Origin of the sequence: Coprococcus sp. AF99-45, assembly GCF_027663865.1 — a bacterium.
Taxonomy (GTDB): Bacteria; Bacillota; Clostridia; order Lachnospirales; family Lachnospiraceae; genus Allocoprococcus; species Allocoprococcus comes.
The window spans coordinates 43,775-61,095 of the sequence record NZ_JAQDGZ010000018.1; the positions used below are offsets into that span (position 1 = coordinate 43,775).

Genomic DNA, 17,321 nt, shown 5'->3' on the forward strand with positions numbered 1-17,321 from the left:
GGGCAGACTCTGTTCCCCGAATCTGCCCGTTCATTTACACTATTCATTTATGCATTTTCTGCCGCTTCTTCACGATTTTTGCAAAGCACCTGTCCAGCCACATAGCAGACCGCTGCAACTGCCATACCATTGATCGAAGCAATTCCCCATGACACAAGATTTGCTACCACTGCACCTGCGATTACACCGATCACGGCAAACCAGTTCACAGTTTTGATTTCTACTTTATCACTGTCGTACTCCTTCTTATTTATGAAGTACGAGAGCACCAGGATGATCCCTACCGGCGGAAGGGTACAGTTCAGTACGTTCAGCCAGTTACAGAAATTGTAATACAGCCATACAGAAAGAAGTGTTCCGATAATTCCTGAAATCAGAACCATCGGTTTCTTCTTCTGCCGGAAAAAATTTGCCAGTCCAAGACCTGCTGAATACAGCGCATTGTCGTTGGTGGTCCAGATATTGAGTCCCAGAACCAGAATCGCCATATAGAACAGATTCAGACGGATCATAACCTCAAAGATATCATTTCCGCCAACGAAAATATAGGCAATCGCCCCAAAAAAGAACATCAGTGAATTTCCGATAAAGAATGCTACAACCGTTGCAATTGTACCTGATTTGGCATCCTTTGCAAATCTTGCAAAGTTCGGAGTTGCCGTTCCGCCTGATACGAAGGAACCGACTACCATACCCGCTCCACCGATCACGGTCACAGATCCACTGGATACTGCAAACTGGTCAACGATTGTTCCATTTCCCTGACGAACTGCCATCACCATTGCTACCGTTCCAAGAATCGCAACGAGCGGAACTGCAATATAGCTTACCACCGTAAGGGAATCAATTCCGAAATATGCAGAAGCGGTCATACAGCCTCCTGCAACCAATACCAGAGCCCACATCGCAGCCTTACTTCCACCGAGAAGTTCTCCTGATACCGGGATTGCAAACATCGCAACACCCACACCGAACCATCCGATCTGAGTGAAGCTGATCATTGCAGAAGAAAGATAAGATCCTTTTTCTCCAAACGCTCTTTTTGCCAGAAGATCCATGCTAAGTCCGGTCTTTGCACCTACATATCCCAGAAGTCCTGTATACATACCAAGGATCGCTCCTCCAAGGAGAAGGGACTTGATAAATCCCCAGAAATCAAGTCCTGCTGCCATCTGCTGCCCAACCCACATACTTGCCGAGAAAAATGTAAATCCCAGCATGATCATAAACATGGTCAGGAAACCTTTTCTGCCCTCTTTCGGGACTGCCTGGTCCGCATAGTCAATATCAACAGTTGTATTTTTCGTGTTTTTGCTCATTTTTTACCTCATTCCATTCTCTGTGATCAACAAGTTCATTCTTTTTATAGCATATATTTCTTCAAAGAATCGGTAAATTCGGTAATTCTCTGATCTGCCAGTTCTTTTAATGTAATATTTTTCATACTCTCGATATATCCCTGTTCCTGACGGTACAGCCACTTGGTGTCTGCCGGACGGATCTTCTCATAGTGGTTCTTCTCGATCCAGTCCTCATAACTGATCGGTGTCGGGTATCCAATCTTTTCATCAAGCAGTTCTTTAAAATCGATCTTATCTGCTCTCTCTTTGATTCCTTCCCAGAATTCCAGAACTTCCTCTACATGCTCATGAATCTCATAGCGTCTTGCCCCGCCATCGTAGATGATACATTTTTCAAAAAGCGGACTGCACATGGAAAGTGTCTCTCTTCTGAACTCCGGCGCGATGATTCCGCCCTTCCAGTAGAAGTCCACATCCGGAAGGTTGATTCCTGACACACCTTTATCCTGATAAGTACTGAAAATTCCTTCATAATACACGGTAATGAACCCTTCAAATTCCGGCCAGAACTCACGGATCTCTCTGGTAAGATTCTCAAGAATCTCAATTCCCTTTGTCCCACCAATTGTGAAAATGATAATATTACGAAGCTTTGCTCCGTTCTTCCTGTAAAAATCTGTCACATAGCGCAGGCAGTGGATCAGAGTCTCCCCACTTGCAATGATATCTCCGATCATCAGTGTGCTGTCCGGAACCATGGTAAGCTTACTATATTTGATTTCAAGCCCTGCAATCTCTTCATCCGCAAATACACGTTCACTGGATAAGAAACTGATATCGTGTACACGGATGTGCTCTCTGTAGCAGCTTTCCTCCAACGGATAGTTCAACGCTCCTCTCAAGATAGAAAGAATATTTGCAGTTGTCACTTTCTTCTGTTCCTTAAAATAGTAAAGCATCTGAGATGTAGAAGGAATCAGGCAGTCATATACCTCATATCCGACGATCTCCGGTGTATTCAGAAGCTTTCTTGTCTCTGCTTCCGATACAACATAATATTCATTTACATAGTTCCCACCGGCCAGTTTATAACAGGCTACACCCTGTTCATTAAATTCCGGCACCAGCTTAACCTGATTCCAATTTTTCATCTGTGATTTTCCCCTTTTCTGTAAGTCCACTTTTCATAACAATAAACATTCTACAAAATGTTATGCTGAAAGTGGGGGAATGTCAAGTGGAAATTTGAAAAGTCGCCAACATTTTCATTTCATATAGAAATCTCCGCGATTTTATATGCTTTCCATATATTTGTAACATTTTTCCACCTTTATCTATACCTGTTTGCCACATTTTTCTTTGTTTTTCAAATAGTATTTGTAACATTTTTCTTATAAATATAAAATTTCAAACCAGACTACATATTTACAACGCCGTATAAATCTTCTCTTTTGCATAAAAGGAGAACGATATCTCATAAAAAATACCGTTCCCCTTTGCTTTTCTTATCTCACCTGATCAATATAGAATTTAAATTTATCTGTTCGATAATAGCATTTAAAATTCTCGATCGGAATTTCTCTTCCATTCACAATGCCATATGTAATACAACGAAACAGAATAATCGGTGTTCCTTCCTCGATGTCCAAATACTCGGCAATTTCATCCTGTGCCCCGATCGCCTCAATCGTTCTTCTTGCCTTTGTTATCTTAACACCATAAACTTCTGTTATGATCTGATAAAGGGATTCCTTTTTCAAATCATACTTTGATAAACTCGGAAAAATCTTTTCCGGCAGAAAAGTCAGCGTATAGTTTAGCGGCTCTTTATCTGCATATAAGATTCTTCCTATCATATAAACATTATCACTGGTTGTAATCTCAAGTGCTTTTGCTCTCTTTACATTCGCATCAACCAGCTCTGAAACAACAACTTTTTTACTTGGTGTCAGTCCCAGCTTTAATACATCTTCCGTACAACTCGTAATTGAAAAAAGATTGTTACTTCCTTCATCCGTCTTTACATAGGTTCCTTTTCCCTGGACTTTGTACAAATATCCTTCTGTGACCAATTCATCAATCGCTTTCCGGATCGTAATTCTGCTGACCTGATAAGTCTCCATCAATTCTCTTTCGCTCGGAATCGGCTCCTTTGAATCGTAAACTTCATTATCAATATTCTCTACGATTGCCTTCTTCACAAGATAATATTTAGGTAACTTTTCGTCGAACATCTCCTTCACCCCATCTCACCTTTTTTGATCACAGAATATTCCAAGTGTTAACACATAGCTTTAAATTCCCTGATCTTTTCTTTCATTGCAGGAATATTTTCATGAAGTTTTAGAATTGTACTGCCAACGAACGCTGCATCCCCGCCTGCCTCTCTTACTAGTCTTACATCTTCTGGTGCATGAACGCCTACCCCACAATAAATAGGTCTTTCAATTCCACAGCTTCTTAAATACTCTACACAATCTTTTAATGTAGGATATTCCTCATTTTTTTGCTGTGTATCATACGGCTTCGCCTGTAAATATACAAATCCATTTGATTGTTTTGCCATTTCCACTTCTTCTTTCGGTAAATGGAACTGTACATAACAAGATACCTGAAGCCCCGCTGCAATTATCTTATTTTTAATAATATCATCTTTTAAGCCAACAAGCAAAATATCTTTTAAATTATTTGTCAGGCAGAACTCAATAAATCTGTCTACACCAATCTCTTCAACTGTATTTTCATATGCCAGAACCAGAATCTTCACATCTGGAAGTCTCTTCTGAATGGCAACAATTGAATCCATATATTTTTCATAATCATCGCAAGCCTCCAGTGCTTTTTTCATTCTTCCTGCAATATAATCACTCTCCAGGTATGGATTTCTGGATGGAAAATCCACTTCCATCATTCTGCATCCTGCATCTGCATATTCTACTGCCATATTATAACTTGCTTCAATTGTAGGATATCCATTTGATAAATAACAAATAATCTCCATTTTTATTCTCCTCTGTACACCTTGATAAATAATTCTTTAAATTCGTCAATTTCCGGAATAACCGGATTTGTTTTTGTGCATCCATCAGCTTTTGCAAGCGGAGCCATCTCATCCAGTTTTGCCATATATTTTTCTTCATCCGGAATGATCTCTTTAAAGCATTTTGGAATATTTAACTTTTCATTTAACGCTTCTACTGCTTCATGAAGATTTTCTGCTCCGATTCTCTTTGCAAATTTTGCATAAACTTCTTTCGCAGTTTCATTCTGCTCATTATATCTGATGATGTACGGCAAAATAATGGCGTCTGCCAGACCATGTGATACATGGAAAATACCACCGATTGTATGCGCCATAGAATGTACAATTCCAAGCGATACATTGGTAAATGCAATTCCAGCTACCATAGATGCCTGTACCATAGTCTCTCTTGCTTTTATATCATTGCCATTCTCATATGCAGTCGGTAAAGTTTCCATAATATCCTGGGCTGCCTGGCTTGCAAGAATATCTGACAGATAATTTGCACGGTTTGAAGCAAGTGCTTCCAGTGCATGGGTAAGCGCATCCATTCCTGTCTCTGCGGTAATCTTAGCCGGCATAGACATTGTTACTTCCGGATCACAGATTGCGATATCCGGCATCATTTCCATATTTCCAACACCATGCTTTAATCCTTTTTCATTATCTGAAATTACGATAGAACGTGAAACTTCACTTGCTGTTCCACTTGTTGAAGGAATACAACACATTCTTGCTTTACCTCGTAATTTCGGAAATTCATTCGGCGGAAGAATATCTTCCATCTGAGTCAGTTCCGGATGTTCATAAAAGATCCACATTGCTTTTGCAGCATCCATTGCTGATCCACCGCCAAGTCCGACAATCAGATCTGGTTCAAATTCCAGCATTTCATTTCTTCCTCTGAGTACAGTTTCAAAAGACGGATCTGGTTCTACGCCTCTGATAACCATTGTTTCAGCACCGGTTTCTTTAAAATATCCTTCTACCTTTGCCAGCATTCCACTCTTTTCCATGCTATGTCCGCCAATAACAATACTGACTTTTTTTGCTTTAATTGTCTTAATATATGCAAGACTTCCTTCTCCAAACATCAATTCTGATCCTGCAAGTTTCATTGGTCGCATCATTTTTATCTTCCTGCCTTTCTCTATTTCAATCCGTCTAATACTTTCTTAACCAGTTCATAAGAGATTGGATTTGTTAAAATTCCTCCCTCTTTCAAGCTGGAACCGATAATCGCACCATCTGCTGTCTGAAGCTGATCATGAATATTTTCTGCATTTACACCACTTCCTGCAAACACCGGAAGATTTACAACATTTTTCACTCTCTTAATCAGATCCAGTGGTGTCTCTTCTCCAACCTGTGTACCTGTAACAATAATTCCGTCTGCTCCGTTTGATGCAGCATCTTTTGCTGACTGCTCAATCGTAATATGTTCTCTTAACATATGCGCATGTTTTACCTGCACATCGGCAAGAATTTTAACATTTTCCTGTCCCATCATCTTGCGATATTCCATACATTTCTTTGCACATGGCTGAATAATTCCATCTGTAAACAATACTGTATCCACAAATACTGGAACTCTGATAAAGGATGCTCCTACCATTGCAGCAATCGCAATATCTGCTTCACAGTCATTAAACGCTGCGTCAAGTCCTACTGGAATCTGAACTGCCTGTTTCACAGCATATGCTGCAGCTGTAAGTGCCGCTACCTGTGCTTTATTTAAAAAAGCGGAAAAAGGTGTATCCCCCATATTTTCTACAATAACAGCATCTACCCCTGCTTTTTCAAGCGTAACTGCATCCTGAACTGCACGATCAATAATTCGCTGATAATCTCCATCAAATCCTGCTGTCGTCGGAAGAGGAAGACAATGCACCATTCCGATTACTGTCTGTGAATTTAAGGTAAGTATTTCTTTACTCATTTTTACCATCCTCTCTTTTTATATGATAATTATAAATTCCTTCCAATGCTGTTCTGCAAAGCAGATCCTCTGCATCCACCCGATCCTGTCCTTTTAAAGTTTCCTTCAAATTTTCAAGCACTGTAACAACTGTTAAAATACAGGTCTTAACTCCCATCAAACGTCCCAGCGTCAAAATACAGGAGGATTCCATGTCAATTCCTGTTACTCCAAGTTTCTTAACCTCTTCAAATGTCTTTGACATATCCCGTCCACATTCCAGAGAAAACTTGGAATCATGCATGCAACTGTAGAAACCATCCATCGTACAGTTCAATCCATTCAGATAACGTTTTCCCATCTGCTGAACTGTTTCATTCATCACATTAACAAGCTCAACATCTGCGACTGCAGGATAACTCAAATCTACATAACTCTGACTGGTTCCTTCTCGCCTCATTGCGGCAATCGGAATCATAAAATGTCCCAGCATATCATCCTGCATAGACATTACTGTCCCCATTCTTACAGCGACCTGCATTCCAGACTCATACATCTCTTCCATCGCAATCGCTGCGGACGGTGCCCCGATTCCCGTCGACGTTACTGTAATCTCTACTCCTTTATAGGTTCCTGTATATGTATTGAACTCTCTCATGAATGCAACTTTTTTGGGGTTATCCAAATACTTTTTTACAACTTCTACTCTCCATGGATCTCCCGAAAAAAGTACATATTTCGCAACCGTTTCTTCGCTTGCTCCCATATATAATGTACTCATCTGCATTTCCCCTTTCAGCGTAATGTTTCAAATTTCTGTAATAATTCCTGTTCTGTTGGCGCATTTGTACAGCACCCTTCTGCCTGTAAAACAAAGTAAGATAATACACTTCCAAGCCTACAGCAGTCTGCCGGAGAATATCCATGTAAATATCCATAAACAAATCCTGCCATGTAAGCATCTCCCGATCCAGTTGCATCTACTACCTGTTCCACTTGACAAATTCCAATCTCTTCTTTCCGTATTTTTCCGTCTTCCCGCACATAACAAATGCTTCCGTCTTTTCCCAGAGTTGTCACAATAATATCTGCTTTTCCAATTTTAAACAGCTCTGTAATCGTATTTAGTCCGAAAAGCTTTTCAATAATTTCACATTCTACTTCATTTGTGAAAATGATTTTGCTTTCTGTTAACAACTGTTTCAAAAATGGTTCTGGAAATGCATCAAAATCATCTTTCATTCCAAAAACTACCGGTACATGATGCTTTTTACATTTTGCAAAAAACTCTTCATTGTCTGGTCTTGATGCAACGGTTATCACTCCCAGCTTTGCCGTTTCAAACAAGCTGTCTTTCATTTTCTGTGCATATCTTCCATCCATTGCTCCAGGATAAAATATGGTAATATGATCGTTATTATTATCCTGTAACAAATAACATACACTGGTTGCTTCCTCTGCTATTTGTGTAATCCCATCCTGTGGTACATTTCCTTCTTCCAGAAACTTTTTAAAACCATTACTTTCATAATCTCCGCCTACTCTTAAAACTGGCATTGCCTTCATTCCAAGCCGGCAAAGTGCATAGGCAATATTTACAGAACAGCCTCCGTAAAAAATTTTTGAATTGGATTTATTTGTAACCAGTGATGTAAATCCCACTTTGGCAGGTGTTGCTATTTTTATAATGTGATCCATACTTACATAGCCGCTTGTCAGAACATCTACTTTCATTATCCGTGCCTCCTACAACTGTCCCTCTTCCAGCATCTTGCTGAATGTATTCATATCGATGACTTTTCCCAGATACTTATCAATATCTGTCAGATGAACTTCATTAACTGTTTCTGAATTCGTTGCCACACATTCCCGGATAACATATGGGTTGTAATTCAGATAAAATGCATCTGTCACCGTTGCCCGAATGCAGCAGTTTGTTTTCGTTCCAACAACGACTACATTTTCCACTTCATTTTCCCGCAATACCAGATCCAGGTCTGTGCCGAAGAATCCACTGTACCTTCTCTTTCGGATGACATAATCTTTCTTTTCATCAACTTCCAACATTGGATCAATTTCAATTCCAAAAGTCCCTTCTATACAATTTGGTCTCATGGACTGTGCTTTTTTATCTACTTTATCTTTTCTGTTACAGTGCTGTAAAAAAACAATCAGCAGTTCATGTTTCCGGCTTTCATCCAGAACCTTTTTAATCCGTGGAAGAATCTTTTGATTCTCAGGATAAAATACCAGACCTTCCGGATCCGTAAAATCGCGAACCATGTCCACAATAATCAATGCTGTCTTTGCCATTTTCCTCCCCCTTAGTCGAACTTGTATCCTCTTACCTTAACATCCTTAAATTTCATAAATGAAACAACTGCAAGCACCGCTACCATGATGATATATGGAATTGTATCGAACATTCCTGCTGCCGGTCCTGCATATACACTTAAATTGACTGCAAGTGATCTTGCAACACCGAATAAGATTGCATAGAGTGAAGACTGTACCGGTTTCCCCTGTCCACAATAAATTGCTGCAATTGCAATAAAGCCTCGTCCTGCTGTCATATCACTTGTAAACATTGCCATTCTCTCCATTGATAAATTGATTCCGGCTAATGCACAGCAAAATGCTCCAATCAGAACAGCAATATATTTGTATTTCTGTGTTTTCAGTCCAAGACTGATCGCTGAATCTTCATTTTCACCAACAACTCTGACATAGATTCCAAATTTTGTTTTGTACATCAGAATAGCTGCTGCCGCAATTCCAATAAATGCCAGATATGTAATAACCGGATGACCACTTACGATTCCACCAATCAGCGGAATACTCTTGATGCCCGGTATATTGATCTTAAAATCTGCAACTCCTACATCTTGAAGACTGATATTAGCAAGCTCCATAACTTTCAGTACAAATTTTGCAATCGCTGGAACAATCAAGTTAATTCCAAGACCGATAACAATAACATTACCATTACAAGTAATTCCTAAAAATGAAAATACAAGTCCCCACAATAAAGTCGTTACGATTGCGGCAATCACTGCCAGAGCCACACTTCCTGTCAGATACTCGACTAACACTGAAATAAATGCTCCATTCAGCATCATTCCTTCCAGTGCGATATTCAATACATTTGCTTTATATGCAAATATTCCACCGATCACGCATAGAATAATAGGAGCACTATGGTATACTGTGTCATACAAAATACTATTTAATAATTCCATTATGCATCCTCCTTTTTCGCCTTTTTAAAACGACTAAATACGCTTGTTTTATCACCAATAAACTTAACTGCCAGGAACAGAATGATCATTCCCTGAATAATTGCAACGATTTCTTTCGGAACTGCAGTATACATATTGATGCTGTCACTACCGGTTTTTAATGCAGCATAAAAGATTGCCGCGATCAAAATTCCAATTGGCGAATGTCCACCGAGCAGAGCAATCAGCATACCATCCCATCCAAGACCAGGGTTTGCAGAAAATGTCAGTGTATATTTAAACTGATCACTTAACATCCATCCTGCTCCAGCCACACCGGAAAGTGCACCACTTATCAACATCATAATAATGATTTTCTTTCCGACATTCATACCTGTTGCTTCTGCAAATTCCGGATTTTTTCCAATAGCTGTAATTTCATATCCCAGTTTTGATTTCTTCATAACAAAATACATAATTACCAGAATAATCATTGCAATCACAAAAAACATGGTCATTCTTGATGCTCCAAATCTTTTGAACATCACATTCTCTTTAATCGTAGGTGTAGCCACATAACCTGCACTCTTATCTTTGAATACACCAGTTGTTAAAAATTCCAGAGTCTTTGAAACTGCATAGTTTAACATCAAAGTCACAACCATCTCATTTACATTACATTTCGCTTTTAAAATTGCCGGAATCAGCGCAAATAACATTCCACAGACAATTGCAACTAAAAAGCAGATCAGTTTGCTTATAAATGGATTGGAAATATTAAGATATGCTCCAGTGATTCCTGCAAAGAATCCTCCTAAAAGCATCTGGCCTTCCACACCCATGTTATACAGATTTGCTTTGAATGTAATTGCAATTGCAAGCCCTGTCAGAATGAGAGGTGATGCATAATGCAATGTATTCATAAATCCTTTCTCTGTTAAAAGTGATTTTCTGATCAGTACCCCGTATGTTTCCAGCGGACTTTCCCCGATCGCCGCAATAATAATTGCTCCAAATGCAAATGCAAGAATTACCGGAAGTACAGAATTGACGATTCCTTTTATAATACTATCTTTCTTTTTCATGATCCTGTTCCTCCTTTCCAATTCCAGCCATCAAAAGTCCCATGGCAGCCATAGACACTTCTTTCGGTGATACTTCACCTGAAATCTTACCTTTATACATAACAATTACCCGATCAGATAAACTCATAATTTCTGAAAGCTCACTTGAAATCAGGATAACAGTATTTCCTGCATCCCTGAATTTCAGAATCTGTTTATGTATGAATTCAATAGATCCGATATCAACGCCTCGCGTTGGCTGGCAGGCAATCAGAAGTTTGGGATTTGCAGAAAGCTCTCTTGCAATGATAACTTTCTGTGCATTTCCTCCTGACAAATTGCCTATATTGCCATTCACATCACCAAGACGGATATCAAATTCTTTAATATATTTATCTCTTTTGGCATTGATTATTTTCTTATTAAAAAGTCCGCGTTTACAAACATCTTTTTCTCCGTGATATCCTGCTATACAGTTATCGGAAACCGTCATTTCCCGGCACAATCCCTGTGCATATCTGTCCTCAGGAATAATTCCAATTCCTGCTTTTCTTAATTTTTCCGGCCACCAGTTTGTAATATCTTTACCGTCAAAAAATACTGTTCCTCTCGTCGATTCCATCAAACCAGTCATAAGCTTTACAAGCTCTGACTGTCCGTTTCCTTCAACACCGGCTATTCCAAGGATCTCACCTTTATGCACTTCAAATGACATATCTGATACAACTTCTTTTCCATAGTCATTCACCGTCGTAAGATTTTCTGCTTTGTACATAATCTCTGATTCAACTTGTTGTTTTCGTGCATTATTTACAGTAAGAACAACATCTCTTCCGACCATCATCTGTGCCAGTTCTCGTTCACTTGTGTCCTTCTTTAATACATTTCCAACAACTTTTCCCTGTTTTATTACAGTAATACTGTCTGCCAGTTCCATTACTTCCCTTAATTTGTGTGTAATAACAATGATTGTTTTTCCTTGCTCTTTTAGATTTTTGAGCGTTGCAATCAATTCATCAACTTCCTGTGGTGTAAGTACGGCTGTCGGCTCATCCAGAATCAATATGTCTACATTTCTGTATAACATCTTCAGAATTTCTACTCTCTGACGTCCACCGACAGATATATCTTCAATCTTATCTGTTGCATTTAATTCCAGATGATTTTCCTGAATCAGTTTCTCAACTCTTTTAATTTCCTCTTTCTGATCGATAAACGGAGTTTTCATTCCGCCTTTTTTCTGTGTAATTTCCGCACCCAACAGTATATTTTCATATACGGTAAGAGACGGCACCAGCTTAAAATGCTGGTGCACCATCCCTATCCCGTTTGCAATCGCATCAACCGGGCTGTTCAGTGTAACTTCTTTCCCCCGGATCAGGATTTTTCCGCTTGTTGGCTGCAACAATCCGTAGAGCATATTCATCATTGTAGATTTTCCTGCACCGTTTTCACCTACAATACATTTAATCTCCTGTTCTTTTACATCCAGATTAATATGATCATTTGCGACAAAATCGTTAAACTTTTTGGTCAGATCAACCGTCTGTATCATGCTGTTCATATTGCTGCTTCCTTTCTGTCAAAACAACTATTTTACTGTAACATTCGGGCATTTAGAAGCATCGAATTCTTCTCCACTCTGCGCATCCGTTACTACAATTGTTCCATCTGAAATCTTGTCTTCTACATCTTTGATTTCAGTTTTGATTTCTTCCCATTTGTCTTTTCCGCTATCCTGTATATGTTTGCTGATTTCTGAAAGATCTGTAATAGAAGCTGCGCCTGATGCTAATGAATATGTCTGTGCACGATCCATCTTATCAATCTTTCCATTTACTGCTTCTTTTACAATGTCATATACAGGTACTTCTGTATTTTTAATAACACTTGTCAGAACATATCCTGGCTGCTGATCATCTTTGTTAGCATCTACCTGAATTGCAAGCTTTCCTTCTTCTTTTGCCTTTGATGCAACACCATCACCTACAGAACCAGCTACTGAGAATACAATATTTGCTCCCTGATTATAATATGTTCCTGCTACTGTACTTCCTGTTGCAGAATCAGCAAATCCTGCATCATATTTTGCATAGTAATCATAATTTACACCCAGCTTTTCAGCTTCATAGTTGATACCTTCGATATATCCATAAGAGAATACCGTGATACCATTTGAATTAGTTCCTCCGATAAATCCTACGGATCGTCCGCCATTATCTGCAGGTGTGAAATTATAACCATCTGTACCAAATAAAGTTTCTGCATTTTCATTTACCAATGTAGTAAGTGCACCTGCTACGAAAGATGCCTGATGTACGTCAAACAGAACACTGATTACATTATCATGAATTGTATTTCCGTCTTCATCCTGATTCGGATTATCATTTACACATACAAATGTTGTATCTGGATACATTTCTGCAATTGGTTGCGCTCCACCGGTTCCCTGGATCAAAGCTTCAAAGTCATATTCCAGATTGAAAATTACATTGTATCCATCATCAGCTAATGATTCCAGTGCCTGTGGTACACCTGTTGTCGGCTCAACAACCTTATATTCAATACCAAATTCGTCAGCAGCTTTTTTTGCGCCTTCTACTGCGGATTGATTATATCCATTATCATTCTGTCCAGCAGCTGAACATATAATTGCGACCTTTACATCGCTTCCTGCTTTTTTTTCTGCTTTTTTCTCAGATTTTCCTCCGCATGCTGTCAGACTTCCTACTACCATCGTCATTGCAAGTATACATCCCAATGCCTGTACTACTCTTTTTTTCATTTTTCTTCCTCCTTTGTTATGATGTCATGTCGTCATGACCAGTTCCTTTTCCTATAATATACAACCTGGTTTTTTAAATGTAAATACCATTATTTATTTTTGTCATATTTAGCAATTTAACACTGTATTTTTTGTATGTTTTTAACAATTTCATTCTTTTTTATCACTTTTCCTTTTAAATTATCTATGTAACATTTTCCTTAGTTTTTATTTATATCCATATAATTCTTTCCTAAAACCAACTATTTTTAGGTATAAAAAAAGAACATCCCCATCCCCAGGAACATTCTTTCTCATCTCTACTACTATATATTTATGCTTAATTCCTTTACATCACCATCTGGAACACCAGTACCATCAAAGGCATCGTCACAATCGCTCCAAGTGTAGTCAGCACACTGATCGTACTGGCATATCTGGAATCATTGTCATATACCTGGCACATCTGTGTAACAGTTGAAGCAACCGGCGAAATTACCGCCATAAATACGATCAAAAGGATTTCTTCTCCTTCTTTATTCCATCCCACAAGACCACTTACCTTCAGGATAAGCAACGCAATAAGCGGAATCACGATCAGTCGCATAAACGAAATGAAATATGCTTTCTTATTCGTCAATACTTTCTTTAAATCCATTCCACCGATCAGCATCCCAATTACAAACATACTTGCCGGTCCAATCATTGCTCCGACTGAACTAAGTGTTCCTGTAATGATTTCCGGCAGACGTATTTTTGCAAAAAACAAAGTAATCGCAATGATAATCGTAATGATATTGATATTAAAGAATATTTTCTTCAGATTAAATCCTTTTTCATGACTAAGTACTTTTTTACAGTGTGTCCAGAAAAAGATAGTCTGAAGTCCCATAAATACACACGCATAAAATACCCATTTATCTCCAAGCATAAATGCAACAAGTGGTACGATCAGATTTCCAGAATTGGAATAGTAAATGGACATCGTTTCCACTTCATTCAGATGAAGAACCTTTCCAATCAGGTTGACGATTGGAAGTAATATAAAAAGAAGCAATAACGATGCAATGCAAGCCAGCTCCAGTCCACTTACTTTTTCCGGCGTATAGTCTACCTGAAATGCATTCAGAATCACACATGGTACAATCAAATAGAGCACCAATGTTGACAGTACTTTACTGTCTTCATCTTTCAACAATCCCATTTTGACTACCGCATATCCCATAAAGATCATAATAAACAATTTTGCAATCTGTTCCATCAGAAGTATACTCAGTTCCATTTTTGCCCTCTTTTCCTTTTCGTTAAAATCTAAAAGCATAGCTACGTTACACTCGCTACGCCACTGTCCAACTTCCAATTTTAAAAGAAGCGGATTGCCAGACGCAACCCGCTTCCTATTATTTCATTTCTTTTCTATCGGTTTATTTCTCGTCTGTCAGATTTTTCCATCTTTTAAACAATACCAAATCCCCTGTTCTCTGTCAAGAAATCTCATTTTTTAGACTTTTCTCTTGCTACACCTGTCCCAGAAGCTCTCTGCACTTCTGGTTCATCTCACCCAGTTCCTGCACAACCGGTAACAGATCCTCTTTACTCATTCCATAACTGATCATGCAGAGTGCCTTGTAGAAAAATTCGTTCACTTCTGCATCCATTTTCCCCATAACGACCGCCGGGTAAATAATGGCTGCCATCTCCCGGATTCCGAAAAGGATTGCAGTCTCCACGCCGCGCACATCTGTTTCGTGTTTCCAGATATTGCTCACATCATATTCGGAGGTATTGCCACACGGTGCTGCACAGACTGCGCAATCCGGTGCGACGGTATTTTTTTCTTCTCTTACTTTTTCGATCATCGCTTTTAAAGCTGCTGCCCCGGTGTTGCTGTTCGTAATCGTATGCACAAGACCTTCGATGATAATCTCATCTGTGTTTTCTGTCTTTGGATTGTTACCACAGGATCTGGCAAGACCGATCAGCGCACCGGTCAGTTCATCCTGGAGTGCTAAAATCTCCTGTCCCTGCGAAATCGTCGCTGTATTACTCATATTTTCATTCCTCATACCGTTACTGAAAACTTATAAAAAGTTACAAACTTCTATGTTTCATTCCTACTTCAACGAGTATGCTTTTGATGATATAAATATCTATCTACTCACAAGTTCTTGTACTCTCCATAGGCGTAAATTCCGGACTAACGTATCCGTACATATTTGCATTAACGTTTCAGTGTCAGCTTGCAAATCGTTCTCCATAACCCTTAAGATTTATTGATGCCTGGAAATCTCTGTCAATTATATTCCCACACTCACATCTATATTCCCTGTCAGATAATTTCAAATCTTTTTTGATATTTCCACAACAGCTGCAAAGCTTTGATGATGGATAAAACCGATCAGCCACTATAAGCTGGATCCCTTTATCACTGCATTTGTATTCAAGCTGTTTTCTAAACCAAAAAAATCCTTGTTCCTGAACTGCTTTGGATAAATGTCTATTTTTCATCATTCCGCTGACATTCAGATCTTCAATACAGATAAATCTTGGTTTTCGATTTACAATCTCAGATATGGTCTGATTCAAATAGTTTTTACGGATGTTTGTTAATCTGTGATTTCGTTTTAATAAAAGTTTTTCCTTTTTGATTACATTATTGGTTTTGCAGTAACTTTCCCCTTTCTTATTCTTCTCGTAAGAACGAGAGATACTACGCTGTAATCTGCGTTTCTGTTTTTCTAGTTTCTTTACCTTCTGACTCTTATTAATGTTCTTATATTTAACAGCATCAGAGCAGACAGCCAAATCTTTGATTCCTAAGTCTATACCAACTCCATCATCATTAAGTGTTTCCTTGCAATCAGGAAATTCCACACATACACTGATCCACCAGTTCAATCCGTCAAAGGATATTCTCGGATTCATATATTTAACATCTGTTGGAATACGTCCATGTTCTGCAAGTCTTACCCAATTCATTTTCTGCTTATTTGCTTTCCTGCTGGAAGAAAAGCCTTCAAACTTAACGTGGGTATTACTGAATTGTATCTTAACATTGTCCTGATAGAACTTCGGCATTGATCTCTTTTTAGACTTGAATCTTGGGAATTTTTGCAAACCCTTGAAAAAGTTCTTATACGCAGTACAGGCATCTTTGATTGCCTGTTTGGTTACATTATTTGAAATATTCAGCAGCCATGCGTATTCATCAGAATGTCTGAGCTTTGTAAATTCTTTTCTGAGTTCTGAATCTGAAATGAATTTGCCACCTTTTTCATAATTTTCTTTTTCCCTGGCCAAAGCCCAGTTATAAGCAAATCTTGAAGCACCTGCGTACTGAAACATCTTAGTTTTCTGTACGTTGTTTGGTATCAGCATTACTTTTATGGCTTTTACCATCTGTTTCCTCCTGTATCAATTCCCGGATAAGTTTCTTAGCTATGTTCGCTCGTTTTCCTTGTAATTTGCAGCTGAATACTGTGATTATTTGAACCAGATCTTCAACAAGTTCCTGCTGTTCAGATTTTTCAGTATTATCAATAATCTCAATCTCACAATTATAAAGTGAAGCGATATATTCTATCAACTCAAAACCAAATCGCAATAGCCTGTCTTTATATAAAACAACAACCTTTTCAACTTGATTTTGAGAGATTCGTCTAATCAATTCCTGAAGTCCTTTTTTCTTATAATTAATCCCAGAACCGATATCGCTTATTATCTCAAACGGCTGTCCTTTTGCCAAAAGATATGTCTTAACATTATCAATCTGTCGTTCCAAATCATCTTTTTGTTTATGGCTGGAAACGCGACAATATCCAATTGTAATGCGATTTTTAGGCTTTACATTTATTACCTGGTTGAGTTGCTCATCAGAATAATATCTATAGCCACTTACTGTAGTATGATGCGGATGAAGTTTTCCATTTGCATCCCAATTTCGTAATGTCTGAGCAGATACGCCTATAATTTTTGAAAATTCGTGTATAGAATAATATTTACTCAAAGTATCAACTCCTTTCAATAATATTCTA

General features: G+C 38.5%; 17 protein-coding genes. All 17 read right to left on the reverse strand.

What is annotated here, in order from left to right; all coding sequences use genetic code 11:
• Positions 1-47 precede the first annotated feature (47 nt).
• Complete coding sequence (gene codB, locus PGR14_RS12130; RefSeq protein ID WP_270223481.1) at positions 48-1,319, reverse strand: cytosine permease; 1,272 nt, start codon at positions 1,317-1,319, stop codon at positions 48-50.
• 44 nt (positions 1,320-1,363) lie between these two features.
• Positions 1,364-2,452, reverse strand: a complete 1,089-nt coding sequence (locus PGR14_RS12135) for a hypothetical protein (RefSeq protein ID WP_270223482.1) — start codon at positions 2,450-2,452, stop codon at positions 1,364-1,366.
• A 354-nt stretch (positions 2,453-2,806) separates the two neighbouring features.
• On the reverse strand, positions 2,807-3,535 hold the full coding sequence (locus PGR14_RS12140; RefSeq protein WP_173686941.1) for a GntR family transcriptional regulator: 729 nt from the start codon (positions 3,533-3,535) through the stop codon (positions 2,807-2,809).
• A gap of 47 nt (positions 3,536-3,582) precedes the next feature.
• Complete coding sequence (locus PGR14_RS12145; RefSeq protein ID WP_022219924.1) at positions 3,583-4,302, reverse strand: tryptophan synthase subunit alpha; 720 nt, start codon at positions 4,300-4,302, stop codon at positions 3,583-3,585.
• A 2-nt stretch (positions 4,303-4,304) separates the two neighbouring features.
• Positions 4,305-5,453 (reverse strand): iron-containing alcohol dehydrogenase, encoded by a 1,149-nt coding sequence (locus tag PGR14_RS12150; RefSeq protein WP_055247497.1) that lies wholly within the window; start codon positions 5,451-5,453, stop codon positions 4,305-4,307.
• Positions 5,454-5,473: 20 nt separating this feature from the next.
• Positions 5,474-6,262 carry a BtpA/SgcQ family protein gene (locus PGR14_RS12155; RefSeq protein WP_022219925.1) on the reverse strand — a complete coding sequence of 263 codons (789 nt, stop codon included), beginning with the start codon at positions 6,260-6,262 and terminating at the stop codon, positions 5,474-5,476.
• A complete protein-coding gene (locus PGR14_RS12160; protein ID WP_022219926.1) occupies positions 6,255-7,022 on the reverse strand; it encodes a nucleoside phosphorylase in 768 nt (255 codons plus the stop codon). The genes PGR14_RS12155 and PGR14_RS12160 overlap by 8 nt, the downstream gene beginning before the upstream one ends.
• Before the next feature lie 14 nt (positions 7,023-7,036).
• Positions 7,037-7,975 (reverse strand): carbohydrate kinase family protein, encoded by a 939-nt coding sequence (locus tag PGR14_RS12165; RefSeq protein ID WP_008373430.1) that lies wholly within the window; start codon positions 7,973-7,975, stop codon positions 7,037-7,039.
• Positions 7,976-7,987: 12 nt separating this feature from the next.
• Entirely contained in the window at positions 7,988-8,554 is a 567-nt protein-coding gene (locus tag PGR14_RS12170; protein ID WP_022219927.1) for a cysteine hydrolase family protein, read from the reverse strand.
• Positions 8,555-8,565: 11 nt separating this feature from the next.
• Positions 8,566-9,480 carry an ABC transporter permease gene (locus PGR14_RS12175; RefSeq protein WP_008373427.1) on the reverse strand — a complete coding sequence of 305 codons (915 nt, stop codon included), beginning with the start codon at positions 9,478-9,480 and terminating at the stop codon, positions 8,566-8,568.
• On the reverse strand, positions 9,480-10,544 hold the full coding sequence (locus tag PGR14_RS12180) for an ABC transporter permease (protein WP_022219928.1): 1,065 nt from the start codon (positions 10,542-10,544) through the stop codon (positions 9,480-9,482). The genes PGR14_RS12175 and PGR14_RS12180 overlap by 1 nt, the downstream gene beginning before the upstream one ends.
• Positions 10,528-12,087, reverse strand: a complete 1,560-nt coding sequence (locus PGR14_RS12185) for an ABC transporter ATP-binding protein (protein ID WP_008373424.1) — start codon at positions 12,085-12,087, stop codon at positions 10,528-10,530. Before PGR14_RS12185 ends, PGR14_RS12180 begins: the two co-directional genes overlap by 17 nt.
• 27 nt (positions 12,088-12,114) lie before the next feature.
• On the reverse strand, positions 12,115-13,308 hold the full coding sequence (locus tag PGR14_RS12190) for a BMP family lipoprotein (RefSeq protein WP_008373422.1): 1,194 nt from the start codon (positions 13,306-13,308) through the stop codon (positions 12,115-12,117).
• 328 nt (positions 13,309-13,636) lie between these two features.
• Complete coding sequence (locus PGR14_RS12195; RefSeq protein ID WP_022219929.1) at positions 13,637-14,569, reverse strand: AEC family transporter; 933 nt, start codon at positions 14,567-14,569, stop codon at positions 13,637-13,639.
• 235 nt (positions 14,570-14,804) lie between these two features.
• The gene (locus PGR14_RS12200) at positions 14,805-15,338 is read right to left on the reverse strand and encodes a hypothetical protein (protein ID WP_055155440.1); all 534 of its coding nucleotides are present in this window, start codon (positions 15,336-15,338) and stop codon (positions 14,805-14,807) included.
• Positions 15,339-15,522: 184 nt separating this feature from the next.
• Positions 15,523-16,686 carry an RNA-guided endonuclease InsQ/TnpB family protein gene (locus PGR14_RS12205; protein ID WP_055297353.1) on the reverse strand — a complete coding sequence of 388 codons (1,164 nt, stop codon included), beginning with the start codon at positions 16,684-16,686 and terminating at the stop codon, positions 15,523-15,525.
• Positions 16,634-17,293: an IS607 family transposase gene (locus PGR14_RS12210; protein WP_270223483.1), complete on the reverse strand. Its 660-nt coding sequence runs from the start codon at positions 17,291-17,293 to the stop codon at positions 16,634-16,636. The genes PGR14_RS12205 and PGR14_RS12210 overlap by 53 nt, the downstream gene beginning before the upstream one ends.
• Between the last annotated feature and the right edge of the window lie 28 nt (positions 17,294-17,321).

Coding starts and splice junctions, on each gene's coding strand:
- codB (WP_270223481.1), bottom strand. CDS start 1,319: ATGAGCAAAAACACGAAAAATACAACTGTTGATATTGACTATGCGGAC.
- PGR14_RS12135 (WP_270223482.1), bottom strand. CDS start 2,452: ATGAAAAATTGGAATCAGGTTAAGCTGGTGCCGGAATTTAATGAACAG.
- PGR14_RS12140 (WP_173686941.1), bottom strand. CDS start 3,535: ATGTTCGACGAAAAGTTACCTAAATATTATCTTGTGAAGAAGGCAATC.
- PGR14_RS12145 (WP_022219924.1), bottom strand. CDS start 4,302: ATGGAGATTATTTGTTATTTATCAAATGGATATCCTACAATTGAAGCA.
- PGR14_RS12150 (WP_055247497.1), bottom strand. CDS start 5,453: ATGATGCGACCAATGAAACTTGCAGGATCAGAATTGATGTTTGGAGAA.
- PGR14_RS12155 (WP_022219925.1), bottom strand. CDS start 6,262: ATGAGTAAAGAAATACTTACCTTAAATTCACAGACAGTAATCGGAATG.
- PGR14_RS12160 (WP_022219926.1), bottom strand. CDS start 7,022: ATGAGTACATTATATATGGGAGCAAGCGAAGAAACGGTTGCGAAATAT.
- PGR14_RS12165 (WP_008373430.1), bottom strand. CDS start 7,975: ATGAAAGTAGATGTTCTGACAAGCGGCTATGTAAGTATGGATCACATT.
- PGR14_RS12170 (WP_022219927.1), bottom strand. CDS start 8,554: ATGGCAAAGACAGCATTGATTATTGTGGACATGGTTCGCGATTTTACG.
- PGR14_RS12175 (WP_008373427.1), bottom strand. CDS start 9,480: ATGGAATTATTAAATAGTATTTTGTATGACACAGTATACCATAGTGCT.
- PGR14_RS12180 (WP_022219928.1), bottom strand. CDS start 10,544: ATGAAAAAGAAAGATAGTATTATAAAAGGAATCGTCAATTCTGTACTT.
- PGR14_RS12185 (WP_008373424.1), bottom strand. CDS start 12,087: ATGAACAGCATGATACAGACGGTTGATCTGACCAAAAAGTTTAACGAT.
- PGR14_RS12190 (WP_008373422.1), bottom strand. CDS start 13,308: ATGAAAAAAAGAGTAGTACAGGCATTGGGATGTATACTTGCAATGACG.
- PGR14_RS12195 (WP_022219929.1), bottom strand. CDS start 14,569: ATGGAACTGAGTATACTTCTGATGGAACAGATTGCAAAATTGTTTATT.
- PGR14_RS12200 (WP_055155440.1), bottom strand. CDS start 15,338: ATGAGTAATACAGCGACGATTTCGCAGGGACAGGAGATTTTAGCACTC.
- PGR14_RS12205 (WP_055297353.1), bottom strand. CDS start 16,686: ATGGTAAAAGCCATAAAAGTAATGCTGATACCAAACAACGTACAGAAA.